We start from the raw sequence: 16,458 nt of genomic DNA, 5'->3' as shown, positions 1-16,458 counted from the left end.
ACATAATCGGGCTTAATATTATGCTTAGCTAAAATAGGATAAGAAGAATCCGCACAAAAAATCGTAGCTTTACTAGCATACTTTTTTAATAAAGGAAGTTGTTTAGTAAGAGATGGTCCTGTAGAAACAATGATAGCTGTATCACTTATACCCTTTCTTTTAGAAAGTAATTCTTTATAACTAGGATGGGTAATCATTTGAGGAAGATTATAAACAAATTGTTCTATGCCTTGAAGAGCATCAAGAGGATCATTACCATAAGAAACAATAGAATTTTTAAAATTTTCTGCTAATTTTTTATTCAATCCTAAAATATCTTCATGAAATCTTTCATAATAATGACTCATCAGTTCTAAAAAATAAATTCTAGAAAATTGAAAGAAAGGTTTGCTAGAGCAAAAATTAGAAAAAAATTCTATATCCAAAGAACTTGTATTCAAAATCATCAATCTTGCACTTTGTAATTCACTTGAAAAATCTAAGATATGAAATATCACCCAAATGATTTCTATATCTTTTTCAAAAACAACAATATGTTGATGATTTTTATTTTGCAATAAAGCTTTAAATAAAATTCCATTTCCAAAACCATAAAAATACAATACAGGATAAAGTAGGTATTTGTCATTATAGGTGTTTAGCATAGTTTGCAATTCTTTAATGGGATCTTGATAAAGTAAATTTTCATTATACCCCCCCCCATTATTTTTTATACTTGTATCTTTTAAATTGATATCTAGATTATCTTTACCTAAGATAAGTTCAAATTTACTTGATTTAATTTCTTTTAAACTTTCTTTTAAAAGAATATTACTTAAAGCCTCAATGTTTTTGTTAAAGAGTTCTTTTTGAGTAGGGGTGAAGGTCATTGGAAATCTCCTTGTTTTAAAGCATCGCCAAATTCTATATCTTTGCTAGCTTTTTTTCCTAAAAGTTCTTGATAAAATTTAGGGTGTAGTCCAAAAGAAGGACGCACGGATTTTACATTTTCTTCGCTGAAAATTTCACCTTTTTTGATATCCTTACTTGCATATAAGCTTCTTGCAAAAACACGGTTTTTAAGAGCTTTTTCATCTAAGTCTAACTTACCATCACCTAAAGCACTTTCAGCCTGTCTTACTGCATCTATCATAGCTTTAAATTCATCAAAATCAAGACTAAATTTACTGTCTTCGCTTTCTATGTTTTTGTCTAACATAAAATGCTTTTCTATCACTCTAGCTCCAAGTGCTACTGCCATAACAGGGGCTAAAAAACCAAAGCTATGATCACTTAGTCCCACTTCAACATTAAATTTTTCTTTTAAACTTGCTATGCCTTTTAAATTCATATCTTCTATGGCAGTAGGATAAGCTGAAGTGCATTTTAAAAAGATTAAATCAGGATTTTTTTCTTCTTTAAAAATTTCACAGATTTTAAAAAGTTCTTCTTCTGTAGCAATGCCCGTTGAAACGATGGTAGGTTTGTTTTCTTTGGCGATTAAACGCACGAAATTTTCATCATTGGCTTCAAAAGAGGCGATTTTATAGGCGATGGGATCAAAGCGTTTTAGAAATTCTAAATCTTCTTTGGCAAAAGGACTTGAAAAACAAAGTATTCCTTCATTTTGTGCGGTTTCAAAGATTTGAGAATGCCATTCATAGGGGGTTTTTGCGCTTTCGTAAAGCTCATAAAGTTTTCTTTTATCCCAAAGCCCACCCTTAATAATAAAATCTTCTTTGTTGCTATTTAGAGTCATGCTATCTGGAGTGTAAGTTTGAATTTTTATCGCATCAGCACCTGCTTCTTTGGCAGCTTTTATACTTTGAAGTGCCATCTCAAGACTTCCTGTGTGATTGGCGCTAAGTTCTGCTATGATAAAAACCTTTTTATCGGTGTTAAAATTTCCTATTTGCATGTTTTTCTTTCTTTGGTAAATTTCCTGACTAAAATGATATATAATTATATTATATATTTCTTCAATTTATATATTTATATTATATAAATATTACGACTTTGTTATGATTTTGCTTGGTTTCATTCAAAAAATGTCATATGGATTTAAATTATAGAATTCATTCATTTTTTAATTTTTATATAATATAAATATATAAAATCATAAAATAAAATTTAATTATAACGATATATATTTAAGACTAATTAAAGGAAATTTATGAGATTTTGTAAAAAATGTGTGATGCCAGATACAAAACCTGATTTACATTTTGATGAAGAAGGAATTTGCGATGCTTGTCGCTCTCAAGAAGCTAAAAATCAAAATATTAATTGGCAAGAAAGAGAAAAAGAATTTTTTGAGCTTATAAAAAAATACAAAAAACATCCTGTTTATGATTGTGTTATCGGAGTAAGTGGCGGAAAAGATTCTACTTTTCAAGTGGTTAAAATGCTTGAACTTGGACTTAATCCTTTGTGTGTGTGTTTTGAGCCTAGCGTACCTACGAAAATAGGGCGCAAAAATTTAGACAATTTAAATCATCTTGGCGTGGATTTGATCCATATCAAGCGTGATCCAAAAGTTTATCAAAAACTTGCCCGTGAAGCTTTTATAAGAACAGGGGATAATGAGTGGCAAAACCATTTGGGAATTTTTACTTCTGTTCCACGCATAGCGGTAAATTTTGGAGTGCCTTTGATCATCTGGGGAGAAAGTCCGCAGATAGAGTATGGCGGTCCTGCGAGTAGTAAAAATAAAAATATTTTAGGCAGAGAGTGGCTTGAAGAATTTGGCGGGCTTTTAGGAAATCGTGCTTCTGATATGCTTGGGGTAAATGGTATCACTGAAAAAGATTTGTTTTTATATACTTATCCAAGTGATGAAGAACTTCAAAGAGTAGGGGTTACTGGGCTATTTTTAGGGTATTATTTTAAATGGGATTATAAAAAAATTCTTGAAATTTCTAAAAAATATGGTTTTTTAACTCTAGATCATCCTGTTGAGACTACTTATGAAAATTTTGAAAATTTAGATTGTTATTCTAATCATGTGCATGATTATTTAAAATACTGCAAATACGGCTTTGGTAGAGCAACGGATAATGCTTGTTTGGATATTCGTTTAGGTTATATCAGCCGTGAAGAAGGGGTGCGTTTGGTACAAAAATACGATGGCAAGCCCCCTAAAAAGGCTATTAAAAAATACCTTGAATTCAGTGGTTTTAGCGAGGAAGAATTTCAAAAAATAGTAGATTCTTTTACCAATAAAAAAATTTTTAAACGTGATGAAAATGGTAAATTTATAAGAGATTATGATGGTTCTTTGGTAAGAAAAGACGAGTGTGTTTTAAAATGATAGCGCTCATTGATTACAAGGCGGGAAATTTAAACTCTGTTGCTAAGGCTTTTGAAAAAATAGGAGCTATAAATTTCATAGCTAAAAATCCAAAAGATTTGCAAAAAGCAGATAAATTGCTTTTACCTGGAGTGGGATCTTTTAAAGAAGCGATGAAAAATTTAAAAGAATTTGGTTTTATAGAAGCTTTAAAAGAGCAAGTTTTAGTACAAAAAAAACCTATTTTAGGCATTTGTTTGGGAATGCAGCTTTTTTTAGAAAGGGGCTATGAAGGTGGAGTTTGCGAAGGACTTGGTTTTATAGAAGGTGAAGTAGTCAAATTTGAAGAGGATTTAAATTTAAAAATCCCACATATGGGTTGGAATGAGCTTGAAATTTTAAAACAAGTTCCTTTGTATCAAGGCATAGATAATAAGAGTGATTTTTATTTTGTGCATTCTTTTTATGTGAAATGCAAAGATGAGTTTGTAAGTGCTAAAGCACAATACGGACATAAATTTGTTGCATCTTTACAAAAAGATCATATTTTTGCTACACAATTTCACCCCGAAAAAAGTCAAAATTTAGGCTTAAAACTTTTAGAAAATTTTATAAGGCTTTAAATGTTAAAAACTAGAATTATCCCTTGTGTTTTGTTAAAAAACGGACAACTTGTTAAAAGTATAGAATTTAAAGATTTTCGCACTATAGGGCATTTAACTTCAACAATGAGAATTTATAATGCACGCAATGTTGATGAGCTTATTATCTTAGATATAGATGCTTCAAAAAGTGGAGAAATAGATTTTGAAAGTATAGAAGATCTTGCTAAAGAATGTTTTATGCCTTTAACTATAGGTGGCGGGATAAAAACCCTTGAAGATATACAAAAGATTTTAAATTTAGGTGCGGATAAAATTTCTATCAATTCTAAGGCCTTAGAAGATATGGATTTTATAAGTAAAGCGGCTAATCGTTTTGGTTCTCAATGTATAGTTTGTTCTATAGATGTTAAAAGAAAAGGAGGGCAATTTTGTGTTTATGACAGGGGAAATTTACTTGAAAAAAGTCCTTTAGAACTTGCTTTAGAATATGAAAAAAAAGGAGCTGGAGAGCTTCTTTTAACCTCTGTGGATTTTGAAGGAAAAGCAAAGGGTTATGATTTAGAACTTTTAAAGATCTTTCAAAATAAACTTAAAATTCCTCTTATTATCAATGGAGGACTTAGCAATCCAAGTGATGGAGTTGAGGCTTTAAATTTAGGTGCTGATGCTTTAGCGGGTGCTTATATTTTTCATTTTTCTAAGTATACCCCTAAAGATGTAAAAGAAGAATTAGCTAGGCAAGGCTTTGCAGTCAGATTGCTTTAGGCAAATATGGTAAAAATCTTTATCTTCATCATAAATAGTAAAATGATTTTGTTGATATAATTTTAAAGCTTTGCGATTGTCTTTGAAAACATAAGCTTTAAGAGTATTTACTTTTAAGTTTTCAAAAGCGTATTTTATAATTTCATTCATTAAAATTTGTCCTACGCCTTTTAAATTAGGTTTTGCGTAAAGTCCAAATTCGCAAGATTTAGTTGTGATATTGACAAAATCAATTACGCCGATAATCTGTTCATCTTGAAAAACTAAAAAATATTTTTTGCTAGAATCTTGATGTAATTTTTTTAAAAATCTTAAATGTTCTTCAAAATCAATATATTTTGTTTTCATAAATTGATTGATATCGGGGTGATTGCGCCATTTAAAAATCAGCTCTATTTCTTGAGAATTAAGTTCTGTGAAATTTTTAAGTTTTATCAATACTTATACTCCACTTCATACCCTTTTTTAGCAAGCCAAGTTGCTGTAGATTCTTGATTTTTAACATAACAAATAGCTTTGAAATTTGCCTTTAAAAGCAAGGCTTCATTGACTAAAGAACTTGCACTAATGATGAGTTTATTGCTTTCATTCATCAATTTTGCAATATTTTCATGATCGATAAATAATCTAATATTGTTATGTAATTTTGCAAATTTTTGCAATTTTTTAAGATTAGGATTAGAAGAGCTGGTTGCAATGCTGATGATTTTTGTTTTAGGTAATTCGCTAGCAATTTGTAAAGAAAGGTTTTTTATATCAGTTCCACCCATGCAAATGAAAAAATCATATTTTTTTTCTCTATTTTCTTTGGCCTCTTGATAAAATTCTTCCCTGATTAAAGCATAAGAAAAACCACATCTTACTTCGCATTTAAAAGGCACTAAACCTTCATAATCACTTGCTTTTGCATAGGCATTGACATTGAGTAAAATATCACAATGATGAGGCTTTATTTCATCATCAAAGCTTAGAATTTTCACCCCTGTTTCAAGCTTGATCAGTTTTTCATCATCTACGCTGATGCCATAGTGATCAATGATAAGAAGTTCAAATTTTTCTTCTTTGATGAGATTGATAAGCTCGTAGATACTTTCGCTACTAAGCTCATAAACAGGATAAGGAATTTCATCGATCAAGGAGCCTTCTAAAGGCAAGCAAGCAAAACTTACATCGCTATATTGTTTAGCTAAGACTAGATCGCGTTTAATGTGTCCAAAGCCTATTTGACTGGAGCTATCGCTTCTAAAAAGCACTTTCATGATTTACCTTATAAAGTATTTTTGCAAATTCCAAATCTTGTATGGTGTCTATATCGCAAACTAAATTTCTTGGCAATACAAACACGCTAGAATGAGGTTTAAATATAAAATCTTCCTCAAGCCAAGCTTTGCTTGTACCAAAATAAAAAGCTCCTGCATCATGATAAGCTTTTGTTAGATCTTGTGAACGACTTTTATAATGTTTTTCATCAAACATATAAACTTGATTGTTTTCATTTAGATAAAATGCCCTTTGTATAGGATACTCAAACCCAGTAGCAGCAAATAAAAACTTGCTTTGATTTTGTATAAATTTTTCATAGGCTTGTTTTAAAATGTCTTTATTTAACAAAGGAGCAGTAGCATAAAGGCAGCAGACATGATCATAAATTTGATTTTGGCTTTGTAAAATTTCTATGGCATTTTGCACTACAGCAGTGCTTGAAGCATAATCATCGCTTAAATTTTTATCACGCACAAAAGGAGCTTTTGCACCGTATTTTAAGGCTACTTCTATGATTTCTTCATCATCGCTTGAAAGCACCACTTCATCAAAAATACCTGAATTTAAAGCATTTTCTATGCTATAAGAGATTAAAGGTTTACCTAGAAAATCAATGATATTTTTTCTAGGAATTCTTTTTGATCCACCACGAGCAGGGATTATGCAAAGATTTTTCATAGTTAAGCCTTGTTTTTGTGTTTTATTTTACTAAAATTTAAGTATAATTGTCTTTAAAATACAATAAAAGGCTTAAAATTGCTTATAAATCAAACCTTTGAAATTGATTCTTGTGATGATGTAGAATTAAATATAAAAAGAACTAGCAAACTTGAATACCGCATTAGCTATGATGATGAAAAAGATCTCAAAGCCATAGTTTTTATAGCGGGTGGTTTTGGAGCTAATGCAAATATTTCTTTTTTAGATTTTGATAGGGAATATATTGCTAAAAATTTTGATGTTGTAGTGGTACATGTTTTTTATCATTGTTTTTGTGCAAGACAAAGTATTGATCAAAAGTATAATCCAAAGCTTATTCCCAATCAAGATGATCTAGAGCGTGTAAATGGCATTTTAAAAAATATTAATTTAGGACATTTATTGATTAATAAAGATAATTTTGAACAAATTATTCCTCTTATAGAGCAAAAAGTTAATGAAATGAAACAAGCAGGTTTGGTTGATGAAAGCCAAAAAATAGAACTTTCTTGTGATTTTATCCCACCCAATGGAGATTATCAAAACTATGGCATTATGGCAGCTATTGATCATATCAATGCTTTAAAAGATTTAGTTAAACGCTTTCCAAAATTTGCAGATTTACCAAAAATTTATGGGGGGGGGGTCTTATGGAGGATACCTATCTTTACTCATAGCAAAAATAGCTCCTTGGTATGTGGATGGTGTGATTGATAATTCAGGTGTTTGCTTGCCATTTTTGGCGTGCATTTTAGGAAGAGAAATGAATCAAGGGGAATTTTATTTCGAAGGAAGTGGTTATAGACTTTATTGTTTTGTATATAAATACTGGAATAGAAATATGAATTCTTCTTATTATTTTGGTGATGAAAATTATTTAATCAGAGCAGTTTTAAATTCAAACCATCTTCAAATTCAATCAAATTTAAATAAAAATACCATTTTTGTAAGCTATCATAGTATACAAGATATGGGTGCGCCAGTGCAAAATAAAATAGAACTTTATAAGTGTTATCAGGAATTAGGATATGATGCAACTTTACATTTAATAAAGGATGAAAATGATATAGATGGTAGATTTGTAAAAAGTTTAGAGCATGGACTTAGAATGACTGATAGGGCTTTATTTAGAAAAGAACTTCCTTTAATGCTTGAAAAACTACAAGGAAGAAAATCTTTTATGCAAGAAAATTCTATCTCTTATCCTTGTGGGAATAAAGTATTTGTGTTTAAGGATTTAGAAGATAAATTTGAGTTAGAGATGATAAATTAAAATAAAGATAAAGGATATAAAATGACAGCATATTTACATATAGGAACTACTAATACAGGAAATCAAGAAAAACAAGGCTTCTTGATGCAAAACGAAGAAAAGCTTTTGCAAAAAGCTTATATTTACCCAAAAAGTCTTAGAGTGGCAAATAGGCATTGGGCTTTGGTGGATATGGTTTTAGAATTGGTTCAAAAAGAAGATATTTTAAAAAAAGAGAGTGTTTTAAGTCATATCACAAATGAAAGACTTCTTAGAGCTATAGAAAATTTTAAAAATGAAAGTGCTTTACATAAAGATAAAAAATTTATTTTTTCAGCTGAGGGTATAGTTTGGGATTTTTCTACCAAAAAACATGTAGAAATTTTAGAAAAGATTATGAGAGAGTTAGGTTTTACTCAAATTTATATTATTGTGTATTTTAGAGATACTTTGGGTTATTTAAACTCACATTGTTCTCAAGATCATAAAAACAATATGGGGTATTATTCTGCTGATTTTGCTCCGCAAGATCATCCTAGAAAATATATTTTTGACTATGAATGGATTTGCAAAACTCATGCTGAGGTATTTGGAGAAGAAAATTTGATAGTAAGACTTCTAAGGGAGGATTATGTAGGAGGGACTTTACTTAAGGATTTTGTTTATCATTTAGGACTTGAATGGGATGAAAGTTTTGTTTTAAAACAAACCAAAAATGAAAGTTTTAATCTTTTAGGAATGGAGCTTATGTCAAGATTAAACCAAAAAGATTTAAAGCAGGATAATCTTAATTCTTTGCTTTTTATGGCAAGAAGAAAATTTGAAGGCAGTAAAGAAAAAAGATTAAAATTTGCAGTACAAAAAGATATTGCTAAAGCTTATGTGGATTATTTTGCTTCTTCGCTTGAATGGGTAAAAAACAAATATTTCCCGCATAAAAATTCTCTTTTTACTCCTGTGAATTGGGAAGAATACGAACAAAATTATACTTTAACTCATACACTAAGTAAAGACTGGGATGATGTGGCGGATTTTATAGCGCAAATTATTGTTTCTAAAAATGAAATCATCAGCTCTTTAAAAGAGCAACTCGAACTTGCAAGGAAAGATTAGTCTTTCATTGCAATTTCAAGCATTTTTTTGATATTTTCAAAGCTTTCAAAATTTTCAGGTGTGATAAATTCTGCTTTTAAGGGTTTTTTATAAAATTTTTCTATTTCAGCAACCAAAGCCATGATATCGATACTATCGATAAAATCTTCACTTACTAGATTTTCCATACTCTCATTGATATCTGTTCTTTCTATATTGATAAAAAATTGTTTGATTTCTTGCATTTTTTCTCCTTTGGTTTTTTGAAATTATAAAATATTTATTTAAACAAGTTCTTTTAAAACTTTCCTATCAATTTTACCATTTTGATTGAGTTTAAATTTGTCAATTTTGATAAAATTTTTTGGGATCATATAAGAAGGTAATTTATCTTTTAAAAAAGCTTTAAAATTAATTTCATCTTTACTTTCATAAAAACAAATAATATCTTCTTTAAAAATACAAGCACTGTTTTTTACACTTGCATGAGAATTTATCACGCTTTCTATTTCTCCAAGTTCTATCCTATGTCCCATATATTTGATCTGATTATCTGCTCTTCCATAGCATAAAAGTTCGCCAAATTCATTATAAGAAACAATATCTCCTGTTTTATAGAGTAAATCCAAATAATTATCATGCAAAGGATTTTGTATAAAAGCTTGTTTGGTTTTTTCTTTGTCATTATAATACCCTAAAGACAAAGAAGTTCCACGCACGAAAAGTTCCCCTTTAACATCTATTTGTTTAGGATTTATGAAATTCATATTTTCATCAAAAACTAAAAGTTCTGTGTTTTTACATGCTTTACCTATAGGTAGAAGTTCTTCATCTTTAAAAGTGCGATTGATGATATAAAAAGAACACACATCAGTGATTTCTGTTGGACCATAAAGGTTGGCAAATAAAGCATTGGGTAAGTGTTTACGCCAAATATTTAGCTGTTTATTAGGCATGATTTCACCACAAAAAAGTATCTTTTTTAAGGTGTTTAAACTAAAATTATTCAAAGCTTCAGTATTTGCAAAATAAATCAGCACCGAAGGTACCCAAAATATAGTGCTTACTTTTTCTTTTTCAAGGCATTCTAAAATTTTATTTGGAAAGGCAAAAAGATGATTAGGTAAAAGATGTAAAGTCGCTCCTGATTTTACACTTGAAAAAATATCTAAAATGCTATTGTCAAAATAAAATGGCGCTTGATTGGCTAAAATTTCATTCTCATCAAATTTAAAAGTCTCACATACCCAAAAAGTATAATCAATCACACTCTTATGAGCTATACTTACTCCTTTAGGAATGCCTGTGCTCCCGCTAGTAAAGAAAACATAAAGTAAATTAGTATCTATGTGTTTTTCTTTTGCATTTTTTAGCAAACTTTCATCTATATTAAAACTTTCAAAGTCTTGTGTATAAAGCGTAGGCAAATCTAAATTAAAATTTAAATCCTTTGAAGTGATAAAAAGTTTAGGTTTTAAAACCTCTATGACTTTTTCTACTCTTTCTTTAGGACTTTTTTCATCTAAAAGGGTATAAAAATTTCCACTTAATGCCACTCCAAAAAATGAAATCAAACAATCAATCCCTTTAGGCAAGATGATTAAAACAGGAGCTTGAGTAGGATTATCATTTCCTAAAGTTTTTAAAATTTCACTGGCTAGTTTTTTGGAAAAAAGATCAAAGTCTTTATAAGTGATTTTTTTTCTTTCCTTGGCAAAAGGTTCTACAAAAGCAGTTTTTTCGCTAAATTTGATTAAACTTTTTTCTAAAAAATTGTAGATATGGGTTGTCATGGTTTGCCTTTTTAGTTTTTTGTAATATAATATCGATAAATTAATAAAAAAGGCCTTTATATGCTCATAAACCAAACCTTTGAAATCGATTCTTGTGATGATGTAGAACTAGATATTAAAAGAACTAGTAAGCTTGAATACCGTATAAGTTATGATGATGAAAAAGATATCAAAGCTATAGTTTTTATAGTGGGTGGTTTTGGAGCTAATGCAAATATTTCTTTTTTAGATTTTGATAGAGAATATATCGCTAAAAAATTTGATGTAGCGACAGTAAATGTTTTTTATCATTGTTTTTGTCATAGAAGATCAAATGTTGAGAAATACAGTGCATATAAATTTTTTCAAGATGAAGATATTGAAAATATTAAAAATTTATTAAATCAGTTTCAATTTTCTTATAATGAAATAAATAATGATAATGCACTTTTTTTAGCAAATTCTTTAGTAAAACATGTAGAAAATTTAAAAATGCAAAATAAACTCGATTATAACTTTAAGTTAAATTTTACCTCCACTATTATCCCACCTAATGGAGACTATCAAAACTATGGCATTATGGCAGCTATTGATCATATCAATGCTTTAAAAGATTTAGTTAAACGCTTTCCAAAATTTGCAGATTTACCAAAAATTTATGGGGGGGGGGTCTTATGGAGGATACCTATCTTTACTCATAGCAAAAATAGCTCCTTGGTATGTGGATGGCGTGATTGATAATTCGGGTTCGGCTGTTCCACCGCTTAATTATATTATTGGTAGAGAGTTGGAATTTAAAAGCAAAGATACTAATGGGGATATGTATATGCAGGGCGATCATTTTTTTGTGAGTTGTTTTCTAAAAACCCACTGGACGCGTAAAGAAAATTCACCTTATTTTTTTAATAATGAAAATTATTTTATTAGAACATTGTTAAATAAGGATCATTTGATTTTGCAAAGTCAAAAAAATAAAAATATTATTTATGTGAGTTATCATAGCGATAAAGATCCTCTAACGCCTGCCAATTTTAAACAACAAACCATGCAAATATTAAAAATTTTAGGTTACGATGTAAGCTTAAATTTGATAGATGAAAATAAAATTGATGGAAAATTTATTAAAAATTTAGATCATGGTTGTGGTATACCTGATAAAGCCTTATTTAGAAAAGAACTTCCTTTAATGCTTGAAAAACTACAAGGAAGAAAATCTTTCATGCAAGAAAATTCCATCTCTTATCCTTGTGGAAATAAAGTGTTTATATTTAAAGATGTGGGTGACAAATTTGAATTAGTGATAAAAAAAGATTAAAACCTTAAAGGTTTTAATCAAGCTTTGCTAAATTGATTAAATCACTTACTTTTTGACAATTTTTCAAGTCCTCGGCTGTGATTTTTAAAGTAAAAAGATTTTTATAAAGCACCATCACAGATACAAAAGCCAAACTATCCCACTCGTCTATATCATCAAGTAGCATATCTTCATTTAAGTCTTCATCTCTATGCATAGCTTCTTTAAGCTCTTCTAAAAATTCAGTTTTTGTCATTATTTCTCCTTTGTGTAAATTAAAATATCTTTTGTGTATAAATCTTTGAAATTCAACACCGCACTTCCCCAGCTAAGCCCTGCACCAAAAGCACTTAAACTCGCTTTAAATTCTTTTGGAGTATCTAGTTCGCAAAGTAGGGCAGGTAGTGAACAAGCGCTTAAATTAGCGTATTTTTCCATGATAAAATTAGGAACTTTATCATCATTAAGTTTTAATTCTTCTTTGATGCAATCAACCAAATACGCATTGGATTGATGAAAAAGATGAAAAGCAATGTCTTTTTCATCTACTTTAGAAAATTCTAAAATTTCTTTAAAGCTTTTAGGTTCGCATTCTAAAGCCATATTAAAAATATTTGCTCCGTCCATATAAAGATTTTCTAATTGTCTAAACTCCTCAGTTTGCATGAGTGAATCATCGTTGAAAATATCTGCTTTAGGTATTCTCATCGCACCTTTTGGAATGATGAGTTTATCAAAATATTTTCCATCGCTTCCAAGCTCAAAAAAAGCTTCGTTAAAATCCGTTTTTTCAATTAAAGTTGCACTTACTCCATCACCAAAAATAGGAGCTAAATTCATATTTTTAGGGTGGATGAATTTGCTTAAAGTATCTCCACAAATGAGTAAAATTTTACCTAAGCCACTTTGTATTAAAGAATGAGCGACAAATAAGCCGTATAAATACCCTGCACAAGCTTGCCCTAAATCAAAAGCTACAGTTTTGGAGCTTAAATTTAAAAGTTGGTGTAAATAACAAGCCGTAGAAGGCATGAAAAAATCAGGACTTTGAGTTACTACGATGAGTGCATCAAGGCTATTTTTATCTATATTTAAACCTTGTAAAAGTGTATTGGCTGCGTGTTTTCCAAGATCGCTTACGCAAGTGTTTTCATCGCAAATATAACGCGTGTTTAAACCTATGGCTTTTTTCATTCTTTTAAGGGTTTTGATATCGTTTGAAAAAACGCTTTCTAACTCATCATCAATGCAAATTTTATGTTCAGGTACGCTTACGCAAATGCCTGAAATTTTAGCTTTATCAAATCTAGTTTTCATGGATTATAAGTCCTTTGAAGTTTAAATTTTGAAATGGAATAAGGGCTGAGTTTTTTTCAAATTCTTTGGAAATTTGTTCTAAAAAGCTCAAAAATGGCATATTTCTTTCGCCTTTTTGATAGTAAAGCCTTGCATTATTGTTTTTAAGATCAAAGAAATGTAAAGCTAGTTCAAAGGCTTTAAAAAACATTCTAGTTTCAAGTTTTCTACCTAAAGCCCTACAAGAAATGCAAAGATCATCGATAAATAAATTTCCTTCTTTACAAGAAAAAACAAAAATGGCGATAATCCCACTATCGCTTAATTTATCACTCATACTCACACTTACAATGAGTTCTTTTTGCATGTGTTGTGCGACTTTTTCTTGATTTAAGCGTGTGTAATTAGCGATAAATTGATTGGTTTTGCCTAAAAGTTCGCTAATGCGAGGGATATTTTGTAGATCATTTTTGCTAAAATTTAAGCTGATTTCAAGATTTTGAAAATATTCTTCATCGCTTAAGCTTTTAAGCTCTTCTCTTAAAGCATTGGCTGCTATATCTTTGGCACGAATTTGATCTTCTTTGGTATTTGAAAGTTTTAAAAGATTAGGAAAAAGTTTGATTTTATAAAGTATATTTTCATCGCATAAAAGTGTTTTAACGCCTGTAAATTTGGTATTTTCAAGCTCGGCGATATTATCATCTATAAAAAGCATAGCGTTAGTATTTATATTAAATTTTTTAGCAATTTTTAAGATATTTTCACCCTTTGGCTCCCAATTAATCATTCTAGCATCAAAATCATCCCATTGTAAGATGAAATCTTTCCTTATTTCAAAAAGTTTTTTTGCGTCTTTTTCTTCATTTTTTGAAGCTAGGGCAAGTAAAAACCCTTGTTTTTTAAAAGTTTTAATTTTTTCTTGTAAGGTTTTGTGCAAAGGACTTAAATTAAGATTATCTATACCCTCTTCACCTAAAATTCCTTGATACAAGGTATTATCAAGATCAAGTACAAGAGCTTTAAGAGCGGGTTTTACGAGTGCAGGGATGAGACTGAGTCCTAAAATTTGTGCTAAAAAAATCAAGGCTTTATTATTAAGCTTAGAGCCTGTAAGTTCTTCTTTAGCTAAGTCTAAAATATCTTCTTCATCAAAATACTCTTTTATGAGTTTTTCTATGTTAAAAATTTCACAATTTAAAATTTTTTTATCTGTTTTAAATTCTCCTAAACTAAGAACTAAAATAGGGTTTTGTGAAATTTTTCTTAGTTCTAAAAGTCTTTCTTCTATAAAATTTTGCACATTATTTTTATAGCGGGTTAAATCTAGCCATAAAAGTTCTAAACTAGCTTCTTTAAAGTTATCAAAACTCAAGCTATCATCATAAGAGCTGAAATTAAACTCAGCTCTTAAATTAGCAAAATGTAAAAAAGGAGCAATGATACTTTGCACTCCTTCAAAAGCATGATTTCTATGGACATTAATAAGAAGATCTTGACTTTTACCAAAGTCTAACTCTTTGGCGAATTTTATAAGCTCATTGCGTTTTAAATGGGGTGAAAAAAGATTCATTTTAGCTCCTTGTTTAATAACATAGAGACGATAAGTTCGTCTGTTTCTTTTAAATCTTGTGGAATAAAACTTAGGGTTTGATTAGTTTTTGCTCTTGGAAATCTTGGTATTTTAATTTCTATATTTTTTGTTTTTTTAAGATATTTCATATAGATTTCCATGGCTGCTTTGGCTATACTATATTCTTTCATATCCAAGGGTAAATCTTCTACAAAAGAAGAAGAAGAAGAAGAAGAAGAAATTGGATTTGTAAAGCTTAAAATTTTTTCTAAACCAAAAATATAATAATCTAAAAAATCAAATAACATTTTGCGGTCAAGTTTGTTGTTTTGTGTTGAAATTTTTGGCGTTGCAAAATAATAAATATGAGTTGGATTAAATTTTTTAATTTTTTCTATGGAAATTTTACTAGGCTTTAGGACATTGTATTGTAAAAAATCGCAATTTGGAATATCTTCTTGTATATTTTTAGTGTGATAAGTGGCTAAAATTTTTGCTCCCCCTAATGCTAAAATTTTAGCACAAGCATTTCCAAGACCACTACTAGCTCCTATGACCAATGCCTTTTGTTCTTTAAAATTTTTATTTTCTGATATATTTGGATATTTTAAAACAAGACTTTTATAGTTTAAATTTTTTACAAGTTGCGGACGAATAAAAGCTTTAATAGAGCCTTTACAAGGGCTTATAAAGTCTATTAAATAGCACTCTATGGAGTGATGTTTTTCGTAGTTATAGATCAATTGCTTGTTTTCAATACTATCATTTGAAAAATTTAAATTTAAACTAGAATAAATGCTATGAAGACCCGGAATTTTCATACCTACTATACGCGTACTAGCGAGTAGTATAGCTATATTTTGTGGATTTAAATAATTTGCACATAATGGAAAAAGCTGTTTAAACAAAATAGTGTTATACTTTAACTCTTCTTTTGCATTTTTTTCTTTTGATAGAGGATTTGAAATGGCATCGTATTTATTAAACAAATTACTTTCATAAGGATTGTGTAATTTTAATTCTTCTTGAAATTCAAAATCAATTTTGCTCAAAATTTTATTTTTATTTATAATTTCATATTTTTTTAAAAAATTATTTTTGGATTTTATAGATTTTAGCTTAAAGTCTTCATTTTTGAAAAGTGGATTAATGAAATTAGCTTTGATTTTTTGAATTTTAATATTTTTTTGATTTTTTTTAAAAAAGTTTTCCAGCGTTAGAAAAACTTGATAAATTCCATAGATAACTTGATCGCCATAATAAGAATTTTTGGCAAATTTTTGATCCAAATGCAAAGGGTTGAAATCACCGCTTAATTTTGAAAAAAGTTCTAATTTTTTTTGAGAAATACTATTCATTTTTTAACTTTTTAATTTCTTTTAAAAGCATATTTTGTGAGTTTAATTCTGTAAGTTTTTCTTTATCAAATTTGATTTCAAATTCTTCTTCTAGGCTCATAATGATATCAATATGAGCTAAAGAATTCCATTCGGGACAATTATTCATACTTAAATTTGTATGTTCGTTAACTTCAATTTCTAGTATATTTTTTAAAATTTCATAAAATTGCTTTTCCATT

General features: G+C 29.2%; 16 protein-coding genes and 2 pseudogenes. 6 read left to right on the top strand and 12 right to left on the bottom strand.

Going from position 1 to position 16,458, the window contains the following annotated elements; translation table 11 throughout:
* Both SR62_RS06505 and pseI read right to left on the bottom strand, forming a co-directional pair.
* A partial coding sequence (locus SR62_RS06505) for a motility associated factor glycosyltransferase family protein (RefSeq protein ID WP_147502323.1) occupies window positions 1-869 on the bottom strand: 869 nt, incomplete at its 3' end.
* Window positions 866-1,897, bottom strand: a complete 1,032-nt coding sequence (gene pseI, locus SR62_RS06500; protein ID WP_100621838.1) for a pseudaminic acid synthase — start codon at window positions 1,895-1,897, stop codon at window positions 866-868. The genes SR62_RS06505 and pseI, both read right to left, overlap by 4 nt.
* Window positions 1,898-2,152: 255 nt before the next feature.
* Between pseI and pseA the strand changes: the two genes are divergently transcribed.
* Genes pseA through wbuZ form a run of 3 tightly spaced genes read left to right on the top strand, consistent with a single transcriptional unit; the run spans window position 2,153 to window position 4,638 of the window.
* Window positions 2,153-3,289, top strand: a complete 1,137-nt coding sequence (gene pseA / locus SR62_RS06495) for a pseudaminic acid biosynthesis protein PseA (RefSeq protein ID WP_002794827.1) — start codon at window positions 2,153-2,155, stop codon at window positions 3,287-3,289.
* The gene (gene hisH, locus SR62_RS06490) at window positions 3,286-3,891 is read left to right on the top strand and encodes an imidazole glycerol phosphate synthase subunit HisH (protein ID WP_002864311.1); all 606 of its coding nucleotides are present in this window, start codon (window positions 3,286-3,288) and stop codon (window positions 3,889-3,891) included. The genes pseA and hisH overlap by 4 nt, the downstream gene beginning before the upstream one ends.
* On the top strand, window positions 3,892-4,638 hold the full coding sequence (gene wbuZ / locus SR62_RS06485; protein WP_002872861.1) for a glycosyl amidation-associated protein WbuZ: 747 nt from the start codon (window positions 3,892-3,894) through the stop codon (window positions 4,636-4,638). It begins immediately after the preceding gene.
* Here wbuZ and pseH read toward each other — a convergent pair.
* Genes pseH through pseF form a run of 3 tightly spaced genes read right to left on the bottom strand, consistent with a single transcriptional unit; the run spans window position 4,603 to window position 6,579 of the window.
* Complete coding sequence (pseH, locus tag SR62_RS06480) at window positions 4,603-5,076, bottom strand: UDP-4-amino-4,6-dideoxy-N-acetyl-beta-L-altrosamine N-acetyltransferase (RefSeq protein ID WP_002781802.1); 474 nt, start codon at window positions 5,074-5,076, stop codon at window positions 4,603-4,605. The genes wbuZ and pseH overlap by 36 nt on opposite strands.
* On the bottom strand, window positions 5,073-5,897 hold the full coding sequence (gene pseG, locus SR62_RS06475; RefSeq protein ID WP_002830499.1) for a UDP-2,4-diacetamido-2,4,6-trideoxy-beta-L-altropyranose hydrolase: 825 nt from the start codon (window positions 5,895-5,897) through the stop codon (window positions 5,073-5,075). The genes pseH and pseG overlap by 4 nt, the downstream gene beginning before the upstream one ends.
* The gene (pseF, locus tag SR62_RS06470; RefSeq protein ID WP_002872860.1) at window positions 5,881-6,579 is read right to left on the bottom strand and encodes a pseudaminic acid cytidylyltransferase; all 699 of its coding nucleotides are present in this window, start codon (window positions 6,577-6,579) and stop codon (window positions 5,881-5,883) included. Before pseF ends, pseG begins: the two co-directional genes overlap by 17 nt.
* A 78-nt stretch (window positions 6,580-6,657) precedes the next feature.
* Here pseF and SR62_RS09370 point away from each other — a divergent pair.
* Both SR62_RS09370 and SR62_RS06455 read left to right on the top strand, forming a co-directional pair.
* Window positions 6,658-7,873 (top strand): annotated as a pseudogene (locus tag SR62_RS09370) (DUF2920 family protein).
* 21 nt (window positions 7,874-7,894) lie between these two features.
* Window positions 7,895-8,965: an acyl carrier protein gene (locus SR62_RS06455; RefSeq protein ID WP_147502239.1), complete on the top strand. Its 1,071-nt coding sequence runs from the start codon at window positions 7,895-7,897 to the stop codon at window positions 8,963-8,965.
* Here the strand turns inward: SR62_RS06455 and SR62_RS06450 are convergent.
* Together SR62_RS06450 and SR62_RS06445 are read right to left on the bottom strand one after the other, a co-directional pair.
* Window positions 8,962-9,189: a hypothetical protein gene (locus tag SR62_RS06450; RefSeq protein ID WP_002875378.1), complete on the bottom strand. Its 228-nt coding sequence runs from the start codon at window positions 9,187-9,189 to the stop codon at window positions 8,962-8,964. The two genes, SR62_RS06455 and SR62_RS06450, sit on opposite strands and share 4 nt — an antisense overlap.
* Window positions 9,190-9,228: 39 nt before the next feature.
* Window positions 9,229-10,737, bottom strand: coding sequence for an AMP-binding protein (locus SR62_RS06445; RefSeq protein ID WP_002878164.1), 1,509 nt, complete (start codon window positions 10,735-10,737; stop codon window positions 9,229-9,231).
* Window positions 10,738-10,797: 60 nt separating this feature from the next.
* On the opposite strand from SR62_RS06445, the pseudogene SR62_RS09365 reads away from it, so the two are divergent.
* Window positions 10,798-12,031: pseudogene (locus SR62_RS09365) on the top strand (DUF2920 family protein).
* 13 nt (window positions 12,032-12,044) lie between these two features.
* On the opposite strand, the gene SR62_RS06430 reads toward SR62_RS09365, so the two are convergent.
* From SR62_RS06430 to SR62_RS06410, 5 genes are read right to left on the bottom strand one after another with little or no spacing between them, the layout of a single operon-like run.
* Window positions 12,045-12,266 carry an acyl carrier protein gene (locus SR62_RS06430; RefSeq protein WP_002789840.1) on the bottom strand — a complete coding sequence of 74 codons (222 nt, stop codon included), beginning with the start codon at window positions 12,264-12,266 and terminating at the stop codon, window positions 12,045-12,047.
* A complete protein-coding gene (locus SR62_RS06425; RefSeq protein ID WP_002869985.1) occupies window positions 12,266-13,327 on the bottom strand; it encodes a beta-ketoacyl-ACP synthase III in 1,062 nt (353 codons plus the stop codon). The genes SR62_RS06430 and SR62_RS06425 overlap by 1 nt, the downstream gene beginning before the upstream one ends.
* Window positions 13,317-14,879, bottom strand: a complete 1,563-nt coding sequence (locus SR62_RS06420) for an HAD family hydrolase (RefSeq protein WP_058001088.1) — start codon at window positions 14,877-14,879, stop codon at window positions 13,317-13,319. Before SR62_RS06420 ends, SR62_RS06425 begins: the two co-directional genes overlap by 11 nt.
* Window positions 14,876-16,237 carry a MaoC/PaaZ C-terminal domain-containing protein gene (locus SR62_RS06415; RefSeq protein WP_002876735.1) on the bottom strand — a complete coding sequence of 454 codons (1,362 nt, stop codon included), beginning with the start codon at window positions 16,235-16,237 and terminating at the stop codon, window positions 14,876-14,878. The genes SR62_RS06420 and SR62_RS06415 overlap by 4 nt, the downstream gene beginning before the upstream one ends.
* Window positions 16,230-16,457, bottom strand: a complete 228-nt coding sequence (locus tag SR62_RS06410; protein ID WP_002807223.1) for an acyl carrier protein — start codon at window positions 16,455-16,457, stop codon at window positions 16,230-16,232. The genes SR62_RS06415 and SR62_RS06410 overlap by 8 nt, the downstream gene beginning before the upstream one ends.
* Between the last annotated feature and the right edge of the window lies 1 nt (window position 16,458).

Origin of the sequence: Campylobacter sp. 2014D-0258 (genome assembly GCF_008000495.1) — a bacterium.
Classification (GTDB): Bacteria; Campylobacterota; Campylobacteria; order Campylobacterales; family Campylobacteraceae; genus Campylobacter_D; species Campylobacter_D jejuni.
Note: the sequence above shows the minus strand (reverse complement) of the source record. Positions and strands in the feature narration are given on the sequence as shown.